This window comes from Streptomyces sp. NPDC101165 (genome assembly GCF_044768135.1).
In the GTDB taxonomy this organism is placed as follows: Bacteria; Actinomycetota; Actinomycetes; order Streptomycetales; family Streptomycetaceae; genus Streptomyces.
This window is the reverse complement of the sequence record NZ_JBIWPG010000002.1, coordinates 133,589-154,746: the sequence shown is the minus strand read 5'-3', so window position 1 is coordinate 154,746 and position 21,158 is coordinate 133,589. Positions and strand designations below refer to the sequence as shown.

18 protein-coding genes are annotated in these 21,158 nt (G+C 71.5%); 12 read left to right on the top strand and 6 right to left on the bottom strand.

Features of this window, described 5'->3' with window-relative positions:
- The first annotated feature begins 152 nt into the window (after window positions 1-152).
- The 4 genes from ACIRVH_RS04240 (at window position 153) to ACIRVH_RS04225 (ending at window position 4,518) form a co-directional block, all read left to right on the top strand.
- The gene (locus ACIRVH_RS04240) at window positions 153-791 is read left to right on the top strand and encodes a TetR/AcrR family transcriptional regulator (protein ID WP_403948041.1); all 639 of its coding nucleotides are present in this window, start codon (window positions 153-155) and stop codon (window positions 789-791) included.
- An 86-nt stretch (window positions 792-877) separates the two neighbouring features.
- A complete protein-coding gene (locus ACIRVH_RS04235; RefSeq protein WP_403948039.1) occupies window positions 878-1,828 on the top strand; it encodes a PrsW family intramembrane metalloprotease in 951 nt (316 codons plus the stop codon).
- A 74-nt stretch (window positions 1,829-1,902) separates the two neighbouring features.
- Window positions 1,903-2,142: a heavy-metal-associated domain-containing protein gene (locus tag ACIRVH_RS04230; protein ID WP_403948037.1), complete on the top strand. Its 240-nt coding sequence runs from the start codon at window positions 1,903-1,905 to the stop codon at window positions 2,140-2,142.
- 129 nt (window positions 2,143-2,271) lie between these two features.
- A complete protein-coding gene (locus tag ACIRVH_RS04225; RefSeq protein ID WP_403948035.1) occupies window positions 2,272-4,518 on the top strand; it encodes a heavy metal translocating P-type ATPase in 2,247 nt (748 codons plus the stop codon).
- A 708-nt stretch (window positions 4,519-5,226) separates the two neighbouring features.
- Here ACIRVH_RS04225 and ACIRVH_RS04220 read toward each other — a convergent pair.
- Together ACIRVH_RS04220 and ACIRVH_RS04215 are read right to left on the bottom strand one after the other, a co-directional pair.
- Window positions 5,227-6,516: a citrate synthase gene (locus ACIRVH_RS04220; RefSeq protein WP_403948033.1), complete on the bottom strand. Its 1,290-nt coding sequence runs from the start codon at window positions 6,514-6,516 to the stop codon at window positions 5,227-5,229.
- A gap of 252 nt (window positions 6,517-6,768) precedes the next feature.
- A complete protein-coding gene (locus ACIRVH_RS04215) occupies window positions 6,769-9,024 on the bottom strand; it encodes an ATP-dependent RecD-like DNA helicase (protein WP_403948031.1) in 2,256 nt (751 codons plus the stop codon).
- 503 nt (window positions 9,025-9,527) lie between these two features.
- Between ACIRVH_RS04215 and ACIRVH_RS04210 the strand changes: the two genes are divergently transcribed.
- Both ACIRVH_RS04210 and ACIRVH_RS04205 read left to right on the top strand, forming a co-directional pair.
- Window positions 9,528-10,430, top strand: a complete 903-nt coding sequence (locus ACIRVH_RS04210; protein ID WP_403948029.1) for a ribokinase — start codon at window positions 9,528-9,530, stop codon at window positions 10,428-10,430.
- 391 nt (window positions 10,431-10,821) lie between these two features.
- Window positions 10,822-11,745 (top strand): phosphotransferase family protein, encoded by a 924-nt coding sequence (locus ACIRVH_RS04205; RefSeq protein WP_403948028.1) that lies wholly within the window; start codon window positions 10,822-10,824, stop codon window positions 11,743-11,745.
- A gap of 9 nt (window positions 11,746-11,754) precedes the next feature.
- On the opposite strand, the gene ACIRVH_RS04200 is transcribed toward ACIRVH_RS04205, so the two are convergent.
- From ACIRVH_RS04200 to ACIRVH_RS04190, 3 genes are read right to left on the bottom strand one after another with little or no spacing between them, the layout of a single operon-like run.
- Entirely contained in the window at window positions 11,755-12,555 is an 801-nt protein-coding gene (locus tag ACIRVH_RS04200; RefSeq protein ID WP_403948731.1) for a sugar phosphate isomerase/epimerase family protein, read from the bottom strand.
- A gap of 32 nt (window positions 12,556-12,587) precedes the next feature.
- Window positions 12,588-13,739, bottom strand: a complete 1,152-nt coding sequence (locus ACIRVH_RS04195) for a dihydrodipicolinate synthase family protein (RefSeq protein ID WP_403948026.1) — start codon at window positions 13,737-13,739, stop codon at window positions 12,588-12,590.
- Window positions 13,736-14,887: a Gfo/Idh/MocA family protein gene (locus ACIRVH_RS04190; protein WP_403948024.1), complete on the bottom strand. Its 1,152-nt coding sequence runs from the start codon at window positions 14,885-14,887 to the stop codon at window positions 13,736-13,738. Before ACIRVH_RS04190 ends, ACIRVH_RS04195 begins: the two co-directional genes overlap by 4 nt.
- Window positions 14,888-15,166: 279 nt before the next feature.
- Between ACIRVH_RS04190 and ACIRVH_RS04185 the strand changes: the two genes are divergently transcribed.
- The 6 genes from ACIRVH_RS04185 to ACIRVH_RS04160 all read left to right on the top strand — a co-directional run bounded on the left by ACIRVH_RS04185 (window position 15,167) and on the right by ACIRVH_RS04160 (window position 20,576).
- A complete protein-coding gene (locus ACIRVH_RS04185; RefSeq protein WP_403948022.1) occupies window positions 15,167-16,213 on the top strand; it encodes a LacI family DNA-binding transcriptional regulator in 1,047 nt (348 codons plus the stop codon).
- Between the two features lie 15 nt (window positions 16,214-16,228).
- Window positions 16,229-16,648, top strand: a complete 420-nt coding sequence (locus ACIRVH_RS04180; RefSeq protein ID WP_403948020.1) for a hypothetical protein — start codon at window positions 16,229-16,231, stop codon at window positions 16,646-16,648.
- A gap of 88 nt (window positions 16,649-16,736) precedes the next feature.
- The gene (locus tag ACIRVH_RS04175; protein WP_403948018.1) at window positions 16,737-17,333 is read left to right on the top strand and encodes a dihydrofolate reductase family protein; all 597 of its coding nucleotides are present in this window, start codon (window positions 16,737-16,739) and stop codon (window positions 17,331-17,333) included.
- 78 nt (window positions 17,334-17,411) lie between these two features.
- Window positions 17,412-18,341 (top strand): GNAT family N-acetyltransferase, encoded by a 930-nt coding sequence (locus tag ACIRVH_RS04170; protein WP_403948016.1) that lies wholly within the window; start codon window positions 17,412-17,414, stop codon window positions 18,339-18,341.
- Window positions 18,342-18,357: 16 nt separating this feature from the next.
- Entirely contained in the window at window positions 18,358-19,158 is an 801-nt protein-coding gene (locus tag ACIRVH_RS04165; RefSeq protein WP_403948015.1) for a sugar phosphate isomerase/epimerase family protein, read from the top strand.
- A gap of 158 nt (window positions 19,159-19,316) precedes the next feature.
- Window positions 19,317-20,576, top strand: a complete 1,260-nt coding sequence (locus ACIRVH_RS04160) for an MFS transporter (RefSeq protein WP_403948014.1) — start codon at window positions 19,317-19,319, stop codon at window positions 20,574-20,576.
- Here the strand turns inward: ACIRVH_RS04160 and ACIRVH_RS04155 are convergent.
- Window positions 20,554-21,144, bottom strand: a complete 591-nt coding sequence (locus tag ACIRVH_RS04155) for an alpha/beta hydrolase (protein WP_403948012.1) — start codon at window positions 21,142-21,144, stop codon at window positions 20,554-20,556. The genes ACIRVH_RS04160 and ACIRVH_RS04155 overlap by 23 nt on opposite strands.
- Between the last annotated feature and the right edge of the window lie 14 nt (window positions 21,145-21,158).

Below are 21,158 nucleotides of genomic sequence, written 5' to 3'. Positions count from 1 at the left end.
GTCCCCTTCACCCTGACCCATGTCTGTGCAGGCAGGCAGCATGGATCGGTCATTGCCATAAACTGGCAAACACGAGAGATCGCTCGCGTTTCTCAAGAATGCGAGCGACCGCTCGCGTTTGTCAATCGCCTTCGAAGGGCTGGGGATAACGCGTGTCCGACACCTCGGAGAAGGAGCAGCCGCGCCGTCGTCAGGCACGCGGTGAACGCCGTATCGCGCAGCTCCTCCAGGCCGCCGCCCGGGTCTTCTGCACCACCGGCTACACCGCCGCCAGCACCAACGCCATCGCCCGCGAGGCGGGCGTCTCGCCGGGCACGCTCTACCAGTTCTTCCCGAACAAGGAGGCGCTCGCCGTCGAGCTGGGCGACCGGCTCATGCACGAGATGCAGGAGACGTACGGCGAGGTGCTGACCCCGGTCGACCCCGCCACGCCACTGGAGGAGGCCATCGGCGCGGCCGTCGACCGGTTCATGGCCTTCAACACCGAGCACCCGGTCTTCTTCGCGCTGATGCACGGCCCCGACGTACCCGGCAGGATCGCCGAGGCGCACGACCAGCTGCACGCCACCGTGATCGGCCGTATCGAGGGCCTGCTCGGCTCCCTCCTGCCCGAGGCGGATCCGGCCGACGTCACGCGCACGGCCCACGTCTGCCTCGGCGTCTACAAGGCGGGCCTGGAGCTGGTCCTCGCCCACGAGGGTGCCGAGCAGGCGGCCTACGTCCAGGAGATCAAGGACGTCCTGATCCGCTACCTGCAGCCTCTGGTGGGCGACCGGCTCGGCGCCAGGTGACTCCACGGCGGTCCCCGGACTGCACCCCTGGGAACATCTGCCTAGAGTGCGGATAGATCGCCCAGCAGGAGCTCTAGGGGGCCGACGTGACCCACTCGCCGCCGCCCGGCATGCCCCGGGCCCGCATTCCCGGTCCCCAGCAGCCCCCGCCGCCGTACCCGCGCATCGGCGCCGGCCTGTGGAAGCGCTGCCTGGTCGGCGGGCTCACTCTGTGGGCGCTGACCGCGCTGGTGACGTACGCGACGCGGACCACGACACTGCTGCCGACCCTCGTCCTGCTCGGCGGTTTCCTGGTCCCCGTCGCCTTCGTGCTGTGGGCGTACGAGCGGCACGGCCGGGACCTGGGCGTCAGTGCGGTCCTCGGCTGCTTCCTGGCCGGCGGCGCGCTCGGCGTGTTCGGCGCCTCACTGATGGAGTCGTACCTGCTCCGCCCCTCCCTGAGCATGTTCACCGGCGTCGGCCTGATCGAGGAGGCGGCCAAGCTCGGCGCGCTGGTGTTCGTGCTGCGGCGGCAGCCCGGCATCCGTGGGATGCGGGCCGGACTGGTGCTCGGCGCGGCCGTCGGCTTCGGCTTCGCGGCCCTGGAGAGTTGCGGGTACGCGTTCGACGCAGCCGCCTCCGCCGACGGCATCGACCTCAGGACACTGGTGGAGACGGAGTTCCTGCGCGGGGTGCTCGCCCCCTTCGGGCACGGCCTGTGGACGGCGGTCGCGGGTGGCGTCCTGCTGGCCCACCGGCGCCCGAACGGGCACTTCCGCCTCGCCGCGCCGGTCGTCGGCGCCTGGCTGGGCGTCTCCGTGCTGCACGCTCTGTGGGACGCCACCCACGGCATCGCGATCTGGCTGGTGGCCCGGCTGCCGGGCACCGGCCTGGCACCGGAGCTGTTCGCACAGGGGTACATCCCGCGGCCCAGCGCCGCGCAGGAGCACTTGTTCACCCTGTTCTCGGTCGGCGGTCTGCTGCTCGTCGCGGTGCTCGGCATCACGTGGGTGCGGTCACTGGCACGCCGGGGCACCTCTTGGAGAAATACCCCCTAGGGGTATAGTCTGAGAAACGTGGGGCTCCCCCGTGGGCCCCGCCGGCCCCGCACGCCACGACGAGGAGTAACGACATGACCGCCCAGACCGACACTTCGGGCTCCGTCACCGCTGTCTACAAGGTGACCGGCATGAGCTGCGGCCACTGCGAGGGCTCCGTCTCCGGCGAGATCTCCCAGATTCCCGGCGTCAGCTCGGTCAAGGCCGTCGCGTCGACCGGCGAGGTGACCGTCATCTCCGAGGCCCCGCTCGACGACGAGGCCGTCCGCGCCGCCGTGGACGAGGCGGGCTTCGAGCTGGCCGGCAGGGCCTGAGCGCACGACCCGATCGACCGGGCCCGCCCCGCATCCCGGGCGCGAGCCCCGAGAACTTTCACCGACCGGGCCGCGCCGACCAGCTGATACTGGATCCGCACGGTCCGGTCCGATGTCTGGAGTCCGGACATGACCAGCACCACCACAGAGACAGCGAGCGAGATAGGCAGCACGTCCGAGGTCGAGCTGCTCATCGGCGGGATGACCTGCGCCTCCTGCGCCGCACGGGTGGAGAAGAAGCTCAACCGCATGGACGGCGTGAGCGCCACCGTGAACTACGCGACGGAGAAGGCGAAGGTCAGCTACGCCGAGGGCGTCCAGGTCTCCGACCTGATCGCGACCGTCGTGAAGACCGGCTACACCGCCGAGGAGCCCGCACCGCCGGAGCCCGAACCCGAGGTCCGGGAGACCGCCGGGCACGACCCGGAACTCACCGCCCTCAGGCACCGCCTGCTCGTCTCCGTGCTGCTCGCCGCCCCCGTCGTCCTGCTCGCCATGATCCCCGCACTGCAGTTCGACAACTGGCAGTGGCTCTCCCTCACGCTCGCCGCGCCGGTCGTCGTCTGGGGCGGCCTGCCCTTCCACCGGGCCGCCTGGACCAACGCCCGGCACGGCGCCGCCACGATGGACACCCTCGTCTCCGTCGGCACGCTGGCCGCGTTCGGGTGGTCGCTGTGGGCGCTGTTCTTCGGCGACGCGGGCATGACCGGCATGCACGACGAGTTCCGCCTCACCGTCTCGCGGATGGACGGGGCCTCCACCATCTACCTCGAGGTCGCCGCCGGAGTCGTCGCGCTGATCCTCCTCGGCCGCTATCTGGAGGCCCGCTCCAAGCGTCGCGCGGGGGCGGCCCTGAAGGCCCTGATGGAGCTGGGCGCCAAGGACGTCGCCGTCCTGCGGGAAGGGCACGAGGTGCGCGTGCCGGTGGCCTCGCTGGCCGTGGGCGACCGGTTCGTCGTACGGCCCGGGGAGAAGATCGCCACCGACGGCACGGTCGTCCAGGGCCTCTCCGCGGTGGACGCGGCCATGCTGACCGGCGAGTCGGTGCCCGTGGACGTGGGCCCCGGCGACCAGGTCGCCGGCGCCACGGTCAACGCGGGCGGCCGGCTGGTGGTGGAGGCGACCCGGGTCGGCGCGGACACCCAGCTCGCCCGGATGGCGAAGCTGGTCGAGGACGCGCAGAACGGCAAGGCCGAGGTGCAGCGGCTCGCCGACCGGATCTCCGCCGTCTTCGTCCCCGTCGTCATCCTCATCGCGCTCGGCACCTTCGGCGTCTGGCTGGCGGCCGACAGGGACACCTCCGCCGCGTTCACGGCCGCCGTCTCCGTGCTGATCATCGCCTGCCCCTGCGCGCTCGGCCTCGCCACGCCGACCGCGCTGATGGTCGGCACCGGCCGGGGCGCCCAGCTCGGCATCCTCATCAAGGGACCCGAGGTGCTGGAGTCCACGCGCCGCGTCGACACGGTCGTCCTGGACAAGACCGGCACGGTCACCACCGGCCGGATGACGCTCCAGGCGGTGTACGTCGCCGACGGCGAGGACGAGAAGGAGGTGCTGCGGCTCGCCGGAGCCCTGGAGCACGCCTCCGAGCACCCCGTCGCGCGGGCGATCGCCGCAGGCGCCGAGATGGGGAAGGCCGGCGCCCTCCCCGCGGTCGAGCACTTCGAGAACGTCCCCGGGCGGGGTGTACGCGGCCGCGTGGAAGGCCGTGAGGTGGTCGTGGGGCGGCTGTTCGACGCGCTCCCGGAGGAGCTGGCCCGGGCCGGACGCCAGGCCGAGCAGGAGGGCCGTACGGCCGTCGCGGTCGGCTGGGACGGACAGGCCCGCGGAGTCCTCGCCGTGGCCGACGCGGTCAAGGGGACCAGCGCCGCGGCGGTGCGCGAGCTGCGCGCCCTCGGGCTCACGCCGGTGCTGCTCACCGGGGACAACCGGACGGTCGCCGAGGCGGTCGCGCGCACCGTCGGCATCGACGAGGTGATCGCCGAGGTGCTCCCCGAGGAGAAGGTGGACGTCGTACGGCGGCTGCAGCGCGAGGGGCGCGCCGTGGCGATGGTCGGTGACGGCGTCAACGACGCGGCCGCGCTCGCCACCGCCGACCTGGGGCTCGCCATGGGCACCGGGACGGACGCGGCGATCGAGGCCGGCGACCTGACGCTGGTCCGCGGGGACCTCAGGGTCGCCGCGGACGCCATCCGGCTCTCCCGGCGCACCCTCGCCACGATCAAGGGCAACCTGGTGTGGGCCTTCGGCTACAACGTGGCCGCGCTGCCGCTGGCCGCCGCGGGCCTGCTGAACCCGATGATCGCGGGGGCGGCGATGGCCTTCTCCTCGGTCTTCGTGGTGACCAACAGTCTGCGACTGCGCCGATTCCGCTGAAGTACCCCCGTGTTACCGGGGGTTAGGTGGAGCTGAAGTAAGAGTCCCTCTAGAGTCGGGCGCGAGCCTCACATAAGCTCTTCACAAGGCTCGCGCATCATCCTTACGCTTGGGCCTCGATCGCCGTATCGGGGCTCTTGCGCACCTAAGGGACATATGCAAGAGACGCAGATCACAGTGATGCGAACGTAACCATCGAAGGGGTTCGAAGGTCTAAGTTGGCGATGTCAGAACAGCGTCTTGGGGGGCGCTGACTGGCATCTGGGGATGTCTTGGGGGACTTCCTCAGAGATGCGTTGCCGGGGCACGCACACCGGGAAGCTTTGAGCGGCCCTCCCAGCGTGCGTTGTCCCGGCAGATCGCACCGCATCACTGGAGTACGACGAGTTTTGCTCGTTGTGCTCAGACAGCGATTCAGGCGCTGTCCTCTCCGAGCGCCCGGCCGGATCCCGTGGGGGGAATCCGCACCGGGACATGGGAAGGCGCCCTGGTCGTCGGCCCGTGGGGGGACTGACGGCTCAGGGCGCCTTCTGGTTTCCTGCTCGACAGCGGCTCGCCTCGCGACCCGCTCACCACTGGTTCAGGGCCCACCCGACGGGCAGGCCCTCACACTCAGTACGTTCAGCGCGGCAGGCGCGCCCGACATCAACAAGCACGCGGGGCCCACCGGCGGGGCACCAAGACGACGGCGCCCCTCACCGGCAGGTGTCAGCGCTCCTCGACCGGAACGAAGTCGCGCTCGACCACGCCCGTGTAGATCTGGCGCGGGCGGCCGATGCGGGAGCCCGGCTCCTTGATCATCTCGGTCCACTGGGCGATCCAGCCCGGCAGGCGGCCGAGGGCGAACAGGACCGTGAACATCTCGGTCGGGAAGCCCATGGCGCGGTAGATCAGACCGGTGTAGAAGTCCACGTTCGGGTAGAGGCTGCGCGAGACGAAGTAGTCGTCGGAGAGCGCGTGCTCCTCCAGCTTGAGCGCGATGTCCAGCAGCTCGTCGGACTTGCCGAGAGCGGAGAGGACGTCGTGCGCGGCAGCCTTGATGATCTTGGCGCGCGGGTCGAAGTTCTTGTAGACCCGGTGGCCGAAGCCCATCAGGCGGACGCCGTCCTCCTTGTTCTTCACCTTGCGGATGAAGGAGTCGACGTCGCCGCCCGTCTCCTGGATGCCCTCGAGCATCTCCAGGACGGACTGGTTGGCGCCGCCGTGCAGCGGACCCCACAGGGCGGAGATGCCGGCCGAGATCGACGCGAACATGTTGGCCTGCGAGGAGCCGACCAGGCGGACGGTGGAGGTCGAGCAGTTCTGCTCGTGGTCCGCGTGCAGGATCAGCAGCTTGTCGAGCGCCGAGACGACGACCGGGTCCAGGTCGTACTCCTGCGCCGGGACCGAGAAGGTCATGCGCAGGAAGTTCTCGACGTAGCCGAGGTCGTTGCGCGGGTAGACGAACGGGTGACCGATCGACTTCTTGTACGCGTACGCCGCGATCGTCGGGAGCTTGGCGAGCAGGCGGATCGTGGAGAGGTTGCGCTGCTTCTCGTCGAACGGGTTGTGGCTGTCCTGGTAGAAGGTGGACAGCGCCGAGACGACCGACGACAGCATGGCCATCGGGTGGGCGTCGCGCGGGAAGCCCTTGTAGAAGTTCTTGACGTCCTCGTGCAGCAGGGTGTGCCGCGTGATGTCGTTCTTGAACGTGCTCAGCTCGTCGACGGTCGGGAGCTCACCGTTGATGAGCAGGTACGCCACCTCGAGGAAGGTGGAGCGCTCGGCGAGCTGCTCGATGGGGTAGCCGCGGTAGCGGAGGATGCCCGCCTCGCCGTCCAGGTAGGTGACGGCGGATTTATAGGCGGCCGTGTTGCCGTAACCGCTGTCCAAAGTCACCAGACCGGTCTGGGCGCGGAGCTTCCCGATGTCGAAGCCCTTGTCACCGACGGTGCTGTCGACCACCGGGTAGGTGTACTCGCCGTCGCCGTACCGCAGTACTACAGAGTTGTCGCTCACGTCTTCCCTCACCGACGTAGTGCCTCATCTTCGAGGTGCCCTGACTGTCTCTACCATCCCCCATTTGGCTCAGGAGAGTGCACTCGGGGTCGACCATTGGGCCTATTGGCGGCACTCAGTGCCGCCAACCTGCTCATCCTGCCCCCTCCGACCGGCATCTGGAAGTGCTCTGTGACCTTTGCGACTCGTTTGATCGATCATTTTTTGTGATGCGGCTCTCCGCCTCTGCCGCCGCCCCTGCTCAGGGGCCGGTCAGGAGCCCTGAAGCCTGAAGTCCAGTGCCGTGCAGCGCCGTCCGGCCGAGACCGTGCGCACCGCCTGCCCGATCGCCTTGCGTGAACCGACGAGGACGACCAGTCGCTTCGCCCGTGTCACCGCCGTGTACAGGAGGTTCCGCTGAAGCATCATCCAGGCTCCCGTGGTGACGGGGATCACCACGGCGGGATATTCACTCCCCTGTGAACGGTGGATCGTCACCGCGTACGCGTGTGCCAGTTCGTCCAGTTCGTCGAACTCGTACGGAACCTCCTCGTCCTCGTCCGTCAGCACCGTCAGCCGCTGGTCGACCGGATCGAGCGAGGTGACCACGCCCACGGTGCCGTTGAAGACGCCGTTCTTCCCCTTCTCGTAATTGTTGCGGATCTGGGTGACCTTGTCGCCGACGCGGAAGACCCGGCCGCCGAACCGCTTCTCCGGCAGGTCGGGCCGGCCGGGCGTGATGGCCTGCTGGAGCAGGCCGTTGAGGGTGCCGGCGCCGGCCGGGCCGCGGTGCATGGGCGCGAGCACCTGGACGTCCCGGCGCGGGTCGAGCCCGAACCTGGCCGGCACGCGCCGGGCGGCCACGTCCACGGTGAGCCGGCCGGCCTCCTCGGTGTCGTCCTCCACAAAGAGGAAGAAGTCCTTCAGGCCGTCGGTGAGCGGATGCTGCCCGGCGTTGATGCGGTGCGCGTTGGTGACCACCCCTGACTGCTGGGCCTGTCGGAAGACCCGGGTGAGCCGCACGGCCGGGACCGGGCCGCCCTCGGCCAGCAGATCGCGCAGCACCTCCCCCGCGCCGACGCTGGGCAGTTGGTCGACGTCACCGACGAACAGCAGATGGGCCCCCGGCGGGACCGCCTTCACCAGCTTGTTGGCGAGCAGCAGGTCCAGCATCGACGCCTCGTCCACGACGACCAGGTCCGCGTCCAGCGGGCGGTCCCGGTCGTAGGCCGCGTCGCCGCCGGGCTTCAGCTCCAGCAGCCGGTGGACCGTGGAGGCCTCGGCGCCCGTCAGTTCGGCGAGCCGCTTGGCGGCGCGGCCGGTGGGGGCGGCCAGCAGGACCTTGGCCTGCTTGGCGCGGGCCAGTTCCACGATCGAGCGGACCGTGAAGGACTTTCCGCAGCCGGGCCCGCCGGTGAGCACGGCGACCTTCTCGGTCAGCGCGAGCCGGACGGCGGCCTCCTGCTCGGGGGCGAGGTCGGCTCCGGTGCGGGACCCCAACCAGCCCAGCGCCTTGCCCCAGTTCACGTCCCGGAAGGCCGGCATCCGGTCCTCCGGCGTCCGCAGGAGGCGCAACAGCTGGGCGGAGAGGGAGAGTTCGGCGCGGTGGAAGGGCACCAGGTAGACGGCGGTGACGGGCTCCGCGTCCCCTTCGGGTCCGGGCACCTTCTCGCGCACGACCCCGGGATCCGCGCCCTCCTCCGCCGGTTCGGCCAGCTCGGCGAGGCACTCGATGACCAGCCCGGTGTCGACCTGGAGCAGCTTGACCGCGTCCGCGATCAGCCGCTCCTCGGGCAGGAAGCAGTGGCCCTGATCGGCGGACTGGGACAGCGCGTACTGGAGGCCCGCCTTCACCCGCTCCGGGCTGTCGTGCGGGATGCCGACCGACTGGGCGATCTTGTCGGCGGTGAGGAAGCCGATGCCCCAGACGTCGGCGGCCAGCCGGTACGGCTGGTTCTTCACGACCGAGATCGACGCGTCGCCGTACTTCTTGTAGATCCGCACCGCGACGGACGTGGAGACCTCGACGGTCTGGAGGAAGAGCATGACCTCCTTGATCGCCTTCTGTTCCTCCCAGGCGTCGGCGATCTTCTTCGTCCGCTTGGGGCCGAGGCCGGGGACCTCGATCAGCCGCTTCGGCTCCTCCTCGATGATCTGCAGGGTGTCCAGGCCGAAGTGCTGGGTGATGCGGTCGGCAAAGACCGGGCCGATGCCCTTGACCAGGCCGGATCCGAGGTAGCGGCGGATGCCCTGGACGGTGGCCGGCAGGACCGTCGTGTAGTTCTCCACCGTGAACTGCTTGCCGTACTGGGGGTGGGAGCCCCAGCGGCCCTCCATGCGGAGGGATTCGCCGACCTGGGCTCCGAGCAGCGCACCCACCACCGTGAGGAGATCGCCGCCGCCTCGGCCGGTGTCGACCCGGGCGACCGTGTAGCCGTTCTCCTCGTTGGCGTACGTGATCCGCTCGAGCACGCCTTCGAGCACGGCGAGCCGCCGTTCACCCGTGGAGTTCCCCGCCTGGTTGGACATGACCCGACGGTACCGGTGGGGTGCGACAACGACGCGTTGTCGCTGTGCGCACCCGTGATCGCAGCCCTCTCGGCCAGGGTGAAGAATGCCGTGGGCGTCGGAATCGCCGTCCGAGGTCCTCTTCGCCCCGGCCCCCCTGATGGCACTCGGTGCCCTGGACCCGATCCGCGCACGGGCTGCACGTCCCGGACGACATCGCGCCGGCCGTGTTCGACGGCATCCCGTGGTCATCACGACGGACTCGAAGCCCGGCGGAACCACGAGGAGCAGCACTCGGCGCGGGATTCCACCTCCACGCTCATGCTGCCCCGCCCAGGTGGGCAGAACCCGTGTCGGACCCTACGGTTCACATGGGATCGCTCAGCTGATCGGAGACGCTCAGCGGCTGACGAAGACAGCGGCTACGGCGAACGGGCCGGAGGTCGTGCACAGTTGGTGGCGGCCGCCCGCCCCGGGCCGTTGCTCGGGCTCGTAGCGGGTCATCTCTCAGGGGAGTCAATTCCATGTACGACTACGACCTCCTGGTCGTGGGTTCGGCCAACGCCGACCTGGTGATCGGCGTCGAGCGGCGGCCGGCCGCCGGCGAGACGGTGCTCGGCGGCGACCTCGCCGTCCACCCGGGCGGCAAGGGCGCCAACCAGGCGGTCGCGGCCGCCCGGCTCGGGGCACGAACGGCACTGCTGGCCCGGGTCGGCGACGACGCCCACGGCCGGCTGCTGCTCGACTCGCAGCGCGCGGCCGGGGTGGACCCGGTGGGCGTACTGGTGGGCGGGGCGCCGACGGGCGTCGCGCTCATCACCGTCGACCCCGCCGGCGACAACAGCATCGTGGTGTCCCCCGGCGCCAACGCCCGCCTGACCCCGGCCGACGTCCGGGCCGCCGTCAGCCTCCTCCTCACCTCGCGGGTGGTGTCGGCGCAGCTGGAGATCCCGCTGGAGACGGTCGTGGAGGTCGTACGGAACCTCGCCGAGGGCAGCCGGTTCGTGCTGAACCCGTCCCCGCCGCGCCCGCTGCCCACGGAGGTGCTGGCCGCCTGCGACCCGCTGATCGTCAACGAGCACGAGGCACGGGTGCTCCTCGGCGACCTGGGCGTGAGCGAGGACCCCGCGGACTGGGCGCGGCTGCTGCTGGCCAAGGGGCCGCGCTCGGTGGTGGTGACGCTGGGCGCGGAGGGGGCGCTGGTGGCCGACTCCTCCGGTGTGACCCGGGTGCCGTCGGTGAAGGTGGACGCGGTGGACACGACCGGGGCGGGCGACGCGTTCACGGCGGCCCTGGCCTGGAAGCTGGGTTCGGGCTCCGCCCTGGCCGAGGCCGCGGCCTACGCGGCCCGCGTCGGTGCGGCGGCGGTGACGAAGCGGGGCGCCCAGGAGTCGTACCCGACGGCCGCGGAGGTCGGCTCCCGGTGAAGAAGCCTGTCCGGGGCGCTGGCCGAGCTGGTGCTGGAAGGGGCCACGGCAGCGGAGGAGGAGGTACGGGGCGCGAATCCGGCGGCGGCCGCACTGCTGGACGGGCACTTCCCGGGCCCTGACGTCTGCGGCCCTGAAGCCATCGACGCCCGACGTTTCGAGGGGGCGTACCCGGTCCGTCGACCGGGTACGCCCCCTCGGCTTTCCCCTCCGTATCAGAACCCCCCCAGATCCCCCCCGGGATCCCCCCGGAAGTCCTGACGCACGGTACGACACACCTGGTGGGGAAAGGGTTGTACGGCCCCGCGAGATTTTTCCGCCCTGCCGGGCCCTGGAACAGGGCCCTGAAATTCCGTTGCTCCCCGGAACTCGTCCGCCTACGGTCCCGGTCATGCTGCCTCCGGTGGAAACGGACGAGGAGTGGGACGCGGTCGTCCCAGACGAGACGGTGATGCGCCCGGGAGTGGAGGACCTCTGCGCCCGCCTCGGTCTGGCCGGCGCACCGCTGACCCGGTTCCCGGAGGGCTCACAGCCCGTCTACGCCGTGGGTGACGAGCACGTTCTCAAGCTGTTCCCCGGAGCCTCCGCGGGGGACGGCGCCGCCGAAGGGCGCGTCCTCGCCCACCTCCAGGGCCGACTGCCGGTGCCGACACCGCAGGTGCGTGGCTTCGGCGTCTACGAGAACGGCTGGCGGTACGTCCTGATGTCCCGCCTCCGTGGCGAGAACCTGGCCGAAGCGTGGGACCGGGTGCCGCGAAGCCACCGCGAGCGGCTCGTCACCGAGATCGGTGAGACCCTGGCGGTGCTGCACGCCCTCGACCCCGATCCCCTCACGGACGTCCTCGGCCCCGGAGACTGGGGCACCTTCGTGGACCGCCGGAGGGCCGGTGCCGTGGCACAGCAGCGCGCCAAACGGCTGCCGGACGCCTGGCTGGAACAGATCCCGGACTTCCTCGCCTCGGTCTCCCTGCCGCGCACCCCGCACCGCTCCCTGCTGCACACCGAGGTCATGCGGCAGCACTTCCTCGTCGATCCCGACGGCTGGCGCCTGACCGGGCTCTTCGACTTCGAACCGGCCATGATCGGTGACCGTGCGTACGACTTCGTGGGCGTCGGCCTGTTCGTCACCCGCGCCGATCCGGAGCTGCTGGCCCGGCTGACCGGGGCGTACGGCCACGCCTTCGACCCGTCCCACCTGCTCGCGTACACGCTGCTGCACGTGTACAGCGATCTCCCCTGGTACCTGAAGGAACTGCCCGCACCTGCCGAGGAGACGCTGCCCTCGCTCGCGGAGGCGTGGTTCGGCACGGTGTGAGATCCGGTGTCACCCGGCGACGTGCGTCACGAACCGCTCCGCCGTCTGAGCCAGCACCTCCCGCCCGTCCCGGGCCCACAACCGCTCGTTGAACAGCTCGACCTCGATCGGCCCGGTGTAACCGGCCGCCTCCACGTACCCCTTCCACTCCCGCATGTCGATCGAGCCGTCGCCGATCTGACCGCGGCCGTTGAGGACGCCCTCGGGCAGGGGGGTGGTCCAGTCGGCCAGCTGGAAGGTGTGGATGCGGCCGGCCGCGCCCGCGCGGGCGATCTGGGCGGGGGCCCGGTCGTCCCACCAGATGTGGTACGTGTCCACGGCCACGCCGACCTGGTGCGCAGGGAAGCGCTCGGCGAGGTCCAGGGCCTGGGCGAGGGTGGAGACCACGCAGCGGTCGGACACGTACATGGGGTGCAGGGGCTCGATGGCGAGACGTACGCCGTGGGATTCTGCGTAGGGGCCCAGCTCCGCCAGTGCGTCGGCGATGCGTTCGCGGGCGCCGTGCAGGTCGCGCGAGCCGGCGGGCAGGCCGCCCGAGACCAGGACGAGGGTGTCCGTGCCGAGCGTGGCCGCCTCGTCGATCGCCCGGCGGTTGTCGGCCAGGGCCTGCTCCCGCTCGGCCGGGTCGACCGCCGTGAAGAAACCGCCCCGGCACAGGGTCGTCACCGTCAGGTCCGCGTCACGGACCAGCTTGGCGGTCGCCTCCACACCGTACGAATGGACCGGCTCGCGCCACAGCCCGACTCCCGGCACGCCCAACCGCAAGCAAGCGTGCACCAGTTCGGGGAGGGACAGTTGCTTGACCGTCATCTGGTTGATGGAGAAGCGTTCGAGTCCGGTGCTCACTGGTTCACCCCGTACAGCGACAGCAGGTTCTTCATACGTTCCTCGGCCAGTTTCGGATCCGGGAACAGGCCGAGACCGTCGGCGAGTTCGTAGGCGCGGGCGAAGTGGGGCAGGGAGCGGGCCGACTGAAGGCCGCCGACCATCGTGAAGTGGGACTGGTGGCCCGCCAGCCAGGCCAGGAACACGACTCCGGTCTTGTAGAAGCGGGTCGGGGCCTGGAAGAGGTGGCGGGACAGGTCGACCGTGGGATCGAGCAGGGCGCGGAAACCGTCCGTGTCCCCCGTGTCCAGGACCCGTACCGCCTCGGCCGCCAGCGGGCCCAGCGGGTCGAAGATGCCGAGGAGGGCGTGACTGAAGCCCTTCTCGTCGCCCGCGATCAGCTCGGGGTAGTCGAAGTCGTCCCCGGTGTAGCAGCGCACGCCCTGCGGGAGGCGGCGGCGCAGGTCGATCTCCCGCCGGGCGTCCAGCAGCGAGACCTTGATGCCGTCGACCTTGTCCGGGTGCGCGGCGATGACCTCCAGGAAGGTGCCGGTGGCCGCGTCGAGGTCCGGTGAACCCCAGTAGCCCTCCAGGGCGGGGTCGAACATCGGGCCCAGCCAGTGCAGGATCACCGGCTCGGCGGCCTGGCGGAGCAGATGGCCGTAGATCTCCAGGTAGTCCTCGGGGCCACGGGCGGCGGCCGCGAGTGCCCTGGACGCCATCAGGATGGCCTGCGCGCCCGCCTCCTCCACGACCGCCAGCTGCTCCTCGTAGGCGGCGCGGATCTCGGCCGGGGTGCCGCCGGCGATCTGGTCGGTGCCGACGCCGCAGGCGATCCGGCCGCCCACGCCGTGCGCCTCTGCCGCGGACCGGCGGATCAACTCGGCCGCACCCGCCCAGTCAAGGCCCATCCCGCGCTGGGCGGTGTCCATCGCCTCGGCGACCCCGAGCCCGTGGGACCACAGGTGTCGGCGGAAGGCGAGGGTGGCGTCCCAGTCGACGGCGGCGGGCGAGTCGGGGGACACGTCGGCGTACGGGTCGGCGACGACGTGGGCGGCCGAGAAGACCGTGCGGGAGGTGAAGGGGATGCCAGGTGTCGGCGCGAGCGGTTCGGTCCGGGACTCGTACGTCCGCAGGACGCCGGCGGGGCCGGGGAGTCGGATGGTCACAGCGCGATCTCCGGTACGTCGATGCGGCGGCCCTCGGCCGAGGACTTCAGGCCCAGCTCGGCGAGCTGGACGCCGCGGGCGCCGGCCAGCAGGTCCCAGTGGTACGGGGCGTCGGCGTAGACGTGCTTCAGGAACAGCTCCCACTGGGCCTTGAAGCCGTTGTCGAACTCGGCGTTGTCCGGCACCTCCTGCCACTGGTCGCGGAAGACCTCGGTGGCGGGGATGTCCGGGTTCCAGACCGGCTTGGGGGTCGCGCCGCGGTGCTGGGCACGGCAGTTGCGCAGGCCGGCGACCGCCGAGCCCTCGGTGCCGTCCACCTGGAACTCCACCAGTTCGTCGCGGTTGACGCGGACCGCCCAGGAGGAGTTGATCTGGGCGATCGCGCCGTTCTCCAGCTCGAAGATGCCGTAGGCGGCGTCGTCGGCGGTCGCGTCGTAGGGCTTGCCGTGTTCGTCCCAGCGCTGGGGGATGTGGGTGGTGGCGAGGGCCTGGACGGAGGTCACCCGGCCGAACAGCTCGTGGAGCACGTATTCCCAGTGCGGGAACATGTCGACGACGATGCCGCCGCCGTCCTCGGCGCGGTAGTTCCACGAGGGGCGCTGGGCGGGCTGCCAGTCGCCCTCGAAGACCCAGTAGCCGAACTCGCCCCGGACGGACAGGATCCGCCCGAAGAAGCCGCCGTCGATCAGGCGCTTCAGCTTGCGGAGGCCGGGGAGGAAGATCTTGTCCTGGACGACGCCGTGCCTGATGCCCTTCCCGTCGGCCAGGCGGGCCAGTTCCAGGGCGCCCTCCAGTCCGGTGGCGGTGGGCTTCTCGGTGTAGATGTGCTTGCCGGCCGCGATCGCCTTCCCGATCGACTCCTCGCGGGCCGAGGTGACCTGGGAGTCGAAGTAGACGTCGACGGTCGGGTCGGCGAGGACGGCGTCCACGTCGGTGGAGACGTGCTCCAGGCCGTGCCGGTCGGCGATCTCCCTGAGGGCGTGCTCGCGGCGGCCGAGCAGGATCGGCTCGGGCCACAGCACGGTGCCGTCGCCGAGGTCGAGGCCGCCCTGTTCGCGCAGGGCGAGGATCGACCGGACGAGGTGCTGGCGGTAGCCCATGCGCCCGGTCACGCCGTTCATGGCGATACGCACCGTCTTGCGTGTCACGTCAGTCCCCTTCGTGGGCGCCGGGCGCCCGGGTCGGCATCAGCAGCGTCGTCAGCGTCCAGCGCAGCGCAGCAAGCGCTTTCTATCCAGAGAAGCTAGCCTCTGAACTGTGGTCTGTACAAGACCGTGTCCTCTTCGAGTTGTTCGAGGGGGCGAACAACTCGGCGCCTTGGCCTTATGGTCTGCTCGACACCGCACGGAACCGTGGCCGGGCGCGGCCTGTCTACGTGGACGTATGAGCACCAATGCGCGATCAGATGCGCGACCGGAGGACGACAGATGACGGTGACCTTGGCGGATGTGGCGGCCCGCGCGCAGGTCTCCCCCGCGACGGTGTCGCGCGTGCTGAACGGGAACTACCCGGTGGCCGCCTCCACGCGGGAGCGGGTGCTGCGGGCCGTGGACGAGCTGGACTACGTCCTCAACGGCCCCGCCAGCGCACTCGCCGCGGCCACCTCCGACCTCGTCGGCATCCTCGTGAACGACATCGCCGACCCCTTCTTCGGGATCATGGCGAGTGCGATCCAGGGGGAGATCGGGGGCCCGGGCGGCCGGGCGGGCGGCGAACGCCTCGCGGTCGTCTGCAACACGGGCGGTTCGCCGGAGCGCGAGCTGACCTACCTGACCCTGCTGCAGCGGCAGCGGGCCGCGGCGGTGGTGCTGACCGGCGGGGCCGTGGAGAACGCGCCGCACGCGGCGGCGGTGGCGGCGAAGCTGCGGAAGCTGGCGGAGGCCGGGACGCGGGTGGTGCTGTGCGGGCGGCCGCCGGCGCCGGACACCGAGGCCATAGCGCTGACCTTCGACAACCGCGGGGGCGCCCGCGCACTCACCGACCACCTCATCGGCCTCGGCCACCGCCGGCTCGGCTACATCGCCGGCCCCGAGGAACGGACCACCACCCGGCACCGCCTGGAGGGCCACCGGGCCGCGCTGGCGGCGGCGGGCATAGAAGACGACCCTCGCTGGACGGTCCACGGCCGCTACGACCGCAGGTCCGGTCACGAGGCCACACTGGAGCTGCTGCGCCGGGACCCCTCCCTGACGGCGATCGTGGCCGCGAACGACTCCGTCGCACTGGGCGCGTGTGCCGCGCTGCGCGAATCGGGGCTGCGGATCCCCGAGGACGTGTCCGTGGCCGGCTTCGACGACCTGCCGTTCAGCATCGACGCGGTGCCTTCCCTCACGACGGTGCGGTTGCCGCTGTCGGAGGCGGGGGCTCGGGCTGGTCGTATCGCGATGGGGCGGGAGGAGCCGCCGCCGGGCGGGATCGCCTCGGTGCGGGGGGAGTTGATGGTACGGGGGTCCACCGGGGTGCCGCGGGGCTGAGCGAAAAGGGTGCCGGTGATCGTCGAATCCGTCGAGGGCCCGGTGCCCTGCCCGTCCTGCCGTGCCACCGCGCGGTGGCACGGCGTTCAGGTGCTGCTGGACGACGACTCGCTGCGGTGGGACACCGAGACGGCGTGCCCGGCCTGCGGGAGCGGGACGGCCGGGTGCGGGAGGGACCTGCCGACCGGGATGCGGGAGCGGATGCTCACGGAGCACGGGCGGACCGTTCTGCGGCTGGGCGCCTCGGCGCACGGGCCGGCCGTCATGCGCGTGCTTCGGGAGCGACTCGGCGTCGGGCTGACGGAGATCCGCGCCCTGGTGGAGCAGGTGGCGGCCGGGGAGTACGGCGGGACGCTCCCGGAGACGGAGTTGCTCGCGCGGAAGCTGCGGGCGGCCGGGGTCGACGCCGTCGCGGTACGGGAGGCACATTTCTGAGTCCGGCATGTGCACGCCGATGAGTTTCCGCGGCGGGGATGGTCTTTACAGCCTTAAGCCACCAGGACGCCGGCCAAGGAGTATCGACATGCGTCTCGTCGTCACCGAATTCATCAGCCTCGACGGTGTCGTCCAGGCCCCCGGCGGGGCCGAGGAGGACACCGACGGCGGGTTCGCGCACGGGGGTTGGTCGCACCCCTTCTTCGATCCCGAGGTGGTCGGCGGGGCCTTTGCCGCGGGGCTGGAGCAGGCGGAGGCGCTGCTGTACGGGCGTCGTACCTATCAGAACATGGCGGCCGCCTGGCCCGAGCGGGCCGGGGATCCGTTTGCCGACCGGCTCAACTCGCTGCGGAAGTACGTCGTTTCCGACACGCTCGGGGACGACGAGCTGACCTGGGAGAACTCCGTGCGGGTGCCGGTCGCGGAGGCGGTCGGGAAGGTGCGCGAGCTGCGGGCCGCCGAGGGCGGGGATCTGGCGATGATGGGCAGCCCCACGCTGGTGCGGGCGCTGCTGGCCGAGGGACTGGTGGACGAGCTGCAGCTGGTGGTGATGCCGGTGATGCTGGGCGGCGGCAAGTCGATCTTCCCGGCGGACGGGGGCAGGCGGAGCTGGGAGCTGGTGTCGTCGGCGACCGGGAAGACCGGGGTGCAGGTCAACGTGTTCCGGCCCGCCGCCCGGTCGTAGACGGTGGACGGCGCGGTGCTGCGGGCTTAGCCTCGGAGGAACGGCATCTCTGACTGAGTCAAGTATTCGGGGGCGATCATGACCGTCCAGGACGTCCGTGCCTTCAACCGGTTCTACACCGGCGTCATCGGCGCCCTCGACTACGGCCGTCACCTGTACGCGCCGTACACCCTCACCGAGTCCCGGGTCCTGTACGAACTCGCGCACGACCGGCATCTGGACGCGGCCGACCTGCGCACCCGGCTCGCGCTGGACGCCGGCTATCTGAGCCGCATCCTCAACAAGTTCGAGGAGGCGGGGCTGATCGAGCGCGGGCCGAGCGCCGCGGATCCGCGCCGCAGGAGCGTCACGCTCACCGCGGCCGGGCGCGAGGCCGCCGCGCTGCTGGACGAGCGGGCGCGGGAGACGGTGGGGACGCTGCTGGACACCGTGGCCCAGGAGGACCGGCCCCGGCTGGCGGAGGCGATGCGGACCATCCGGGGCATCCTCGGGGGCGGGAAGGCGACGCCGGGTGAGGTCGTCCTACGGGAGCCGCAACCCGGTGACCTCGGCTGGATCGTGCAGCGCAACGCCGCCCTCTACGCGGCCGAGTACGGCTGGAACGCCGACTACGAGGGGCTGGTGGCGAAGATCGTCGCCGACTTCGCCCAGGACCACGACCCGCATCTGGAGCGGGTGTGGATCGCCGAGCTGGAGGGGCGTCCGGTGGGGTGCGTGATGTGCGTGCGGGACGACGTTCCGGCCACCGCGCGGCTGCGGCTGCTCCTGGTGGAGCCCGACGCGCGCGGGCACGGCATCGGCGACCGGCTGGTGCGGGCCGTGGTCGGCTTCGCGCGCGGGGTCGGCTACCGCGACCTGGTGCTGTGGACCAACGACGTGCTCAGCAGCGCCCGGCACCTCTATCAGCGGCACGGCTTCGTGCTCGTCGCCGAGCGGCCGCACCGCTCCTTCGGCAAGGATCTGGTGGGGCAGGACTGGCGGTTGGATCTGCACGGATCGGGCGTGTGACGAGTAGGGTCCGAGCATGAAGCTGGCGTTCTCCACTCTCGGTGTCCCCGGCCTGCCCGTCCCTGAGGTCCTGGCGCTCGCGACCGCGCACGGGTATCACGGCGTCGAACTGCGCACCCATCCGGAGGAGCCGGTGCACCCCGGCCTCGCCGCCGCCGAGCGGGCCGAGACGGCCGCGCTGTTCAAGGGGGCCGGGGTCGAGGTGCTGGGCCTCGCCGGGTACGCGCGTGTCGCCGCGCCCGGCGACGACGCCCCCGTCCTGGACGAGATCCGTCAACTCCTGCAGTTGGCGTACGACCTGGGCGCCCCGTTCGTCCGGGTCTTCCCCGGCGCCGACCCGGACCGGCCCCGCGAGGAGTCCGACGCCGTCGCGGCCCGGCGGCTGGGCTCCGCCGCCGAGGACGCCTCCGCGCTCGGTGTGCGGATCCTGCTGGAGACCCACGACTCGCACCGCACCGGCGCCGACGCGATCCGTGTCCTCGGCCCGGTCGGCCACCGGCAGGTGGGCGCGCTGTGGGACGTGATGCACACCTGGCTGGGCGGCGAGCAGCCCTCGGACAGCTACGCGGCCCTCGCCCCGCATCTTGGATACGTGCAGGTCAAGGACATCGCCTCGGCCGAGGACACCACCCCGCTCCCGCTCGGCGCGGGCGTCCTCCCGCTCACCGAGTGCGTGGACGTCCTCTCCCGCCACGGCTGGGACGGCTGGCTGTGCTGGGAGTACGAGAAGCGGTGGTACGAGTCGGCGGCCCCGCTTCCGGGCCTGCTGAGCGCGGGCCGGGATCACCTCGTACGGCTGCTGGGAGAGGCTGCCTAGCCCGTTCGGCGGAGCGGGGCGGACCGGCTCCGGGCAACGGTGTCCGGCCGGCCCCGGCCCCGGATAATTCGCTGGCCGGGCCGTAGCGGCCCCGCATACCCTCCCCCGGTGATTCCGCAGCCCGCACTCCGTGCCCTCCCCTGCCCCCGTTCCCTCTCATGAGCCTCGCCCGCTCGCTCATCGACGTGCGGCCGCTGCGTACCTCGCCCGTCTTCCGGCGGCTGCTGGCCGGGCGGACCGTGTCACTGCTCGGTGGGTCCATGACCCTGGTGACGGTCATGTACCAGGTGTGGGACATGACCCGCAGCACGGCGTGGACCGGTGCGGTCGGGCTGGCACAGGCATTGCCGCTGGTGGTGTTCGGGCTGTTCGCGGGGGCCCGGGTGGACCGCGCCGACCGGCGCCGGATCTTCCTGACGGCCACCGTGGGCCAGTCCGTCTGCTCGCTGCTGCTGGCGGTGCAGGGCTTCACCGGGCATGTCCCGGTGGCGGCGGTGCTCGCGCTGGTCGCCGTCCAGTCGGGCTTCGGTGCGCTCGGCGCCCCGGCGGCCGGTGTCTTCGTGCCGCGGCTGCTGCCCAAGGACCAGGTGGCCGCCGGTCTCGCCCTGAACCAGATCTCCGGCCAGGCGATGTTCCTGCTCGGCCCGGCCCTGGCCGGTGTGCTGCTGGGCTGGCTGGGCGTCGGCGCCTGCTATCTGCTGGACGCGCTCAGCTTCGGTGTCGCCTTCTACGGCGCCTTCGGGCTGCCCGCGCTGCCGCCGGAGGGCGAGCCGTCGCGGGCCGGGCTGCACGGGGTGCTGGACGGGCTGCGGTTCCTGGCCGGGCACCGGGTGGTGCGGGGCGCGCTGATCACCGACCTCGCCGCCACTGTGCTGTCCTTCCCGGTCAGCCTGTTCCCGCTGGTCAACGCCGAGCGGTTCGGGAACAGTCCGCGCACCCTCGGCCTGCTCCTGTCGGCCCTCGCCGTGGGCGGCGTCGCGGCCACGGCACTGTCCGGCTCGCTGACCCGGCTCGGCCGGCCGGGCACGGTGATGCTGTGCGCCTCCGGCACCTGGGGTGCGGCCCTGGTGGCCTTCGGTCTGTCGACCGACCCCTGGATCGGCCTCACCCTGCTCGTCGTGGCCGGGGCGGCGGACGCCACGTCGGTCGTCTCCCGGTCCACGATCGTGCAGACCCTCACCCCGGACGCGCTGCTCGGCCGGGTCACGGCGGCCGAGGCGATCGTCGGCCAGGCGGGCCCCAGCCTGGGCAACGTCCGGGGTGGCCTGGTCGCCGGCTGGAGCTCGGGGGCGACCTCCCTGGTCACCGGCGGCCTGATGTGCGTCCTGGCGGTGGGGGCGGTCGCGGCGTCGACTCCCGAACTGCGCTCCGGGGGAGCCGAGCTGACGGACGGTACTACTGCTCCGGACGTGCCGTGAGCGGTGCCGAGCCGGCCAGGCACCAGTCGAGCACGGCCGGCCAGGAGCCGTAACCGGCGTCCAGGTCGAGGTGAGCGGCGCCCGGGACGACGTCGCTGGGGATGCCGAGCGGCGCGCCGAAGAGGCGGTCGGCGCCCTCGGGGCAGTACGGGTCGTCGTCACCCGCGACGAGCCGGGTCCGGCCGGGCAGGACGAAGTCGAGGGCGGGAGGCGCGAAGCCCGCCACCTCCGGGTACCGGACGAGAACGGATCCGGACGGCGGCGCGACGAGCAGTACCCGGTCCGCGTGCCGCTGTTCCTTCATGCCCCGGGCCGCGGCGTGCAGCCACAGCACGGCGGAAAGGCTGTGCGCCACGACGACCCGGTCCCCCGAGTCGTCCAACTCCTCCAGGTGCCGGGCCAGTTCACCGAGCCACACCTCGAGGTCCGGGTCGTCCGGGTCGGGCAGCTGCGGGTAGGTGACCCGGTGCCCGAGGGCGGTGAGCCGGTCGGCGAGCCAGTGCTGCCAGTGGTCCTCGGGCCGGCGGTTCTGCCAGCCGTGCAGGACGAGATACGAGCGCGTGGTCATGCGCCCGATGATTT

What these genes read in the sequence shown, in the direction of transcription:
- ACIRVH_RS04230 (WP_403948037.1), top strand. Translation starts at nt 1,903, where the DNA reads ATGACCGCCCAGACCGACACTTCGGGCTCCGTCACCGCTGTCTACAAG.
- ACIRVH_RS04225 (WP_403948035.1), top strand. Translation starts at nt 2,272, where the DNA reads ATGACCAGCACCACCACAGAGACAGCGAGCGAGATAGGCAGCACGTCC.
- ACIRVH_RS04215 (WP_403948031.1), bottom strand. Translation starts at nt 9,024, where the DNA reads ATGTCCAACCAGGCGGGGAACTCCACGGGTGAACGGCGGCTCGCCGTG.
- ACIRVH_RS04210 (WP_403948029.1), top strand. Translation starts at nt 9,528, where the DNA reads ATGTACGACTACGACCTCCTGGTCGTGGGTTCGGCCAACGCCGACCTG.
- ACIRVH_RS04205 (WP_403948028.1), top strand. Translation starts at nt 10,822, where the DNA reads ATGCTGCCTCCGGTGGAAACGGACGAGGAGTGGGACGCGGTCGTCCCA.
- ACIRVH_RS04200 (WP_403948731.1), bottom strand. Translation starts at nt 12,555, where the DNA reads ATGACGGTCAAGCAACTGTCCCTCCCCGAACTGGTGCACGCTTGCTTG.
- ACIRVH_RS04185 (WP_403948022.1), top strand. Translation starts at nt 15,167, where the DNA reads ATGACGGTGACCTTGGCGGATGTGGCGGCCCGCGCGCAGGTCTCCCCC.
- ACIRVH_RS04175 (WP_403948018.1), top strand. Translation starts at nt 16,737, where the DNA reads ATGCGTCTCGTCGTCACCGAATTCATCAGCCTCGACGGTGTCGTCCAG.
- ACIRVH_RS04170 (WP_403948016.1), top strand. Translation starts at nt 17,412, where the DNA reads ATGACCGTCCAGGACGTCCGTGCCTTCAACCGGTTCTACACCGGCGTC.
- ACIRVH_RS04165 (WP_403948015.1), top strand. Translation starts at nt 18,358, where the DNA reads ATGAAGCTGGCGTTCTCCACTCTCGGTGTCCCCGGCCTGCCCGTCCCT.
- ACIRVH_RS04160 (WP_403948014.1), top strand. Translation starts at nt 19,317, where the DNA reads ATGAGCCTCGCCCGCTCGCTCATCGACGTGCGGCCGCTGCGTACCTCG.
- ACIRVH_RS04155 (WP_403948012.1), bottom strand. Translation starts at nt 21,144, where the DNA reads ATGACCACGCGCTCGTATCTCGTCCTGCACGGCTGGCAGAACCGCCGG.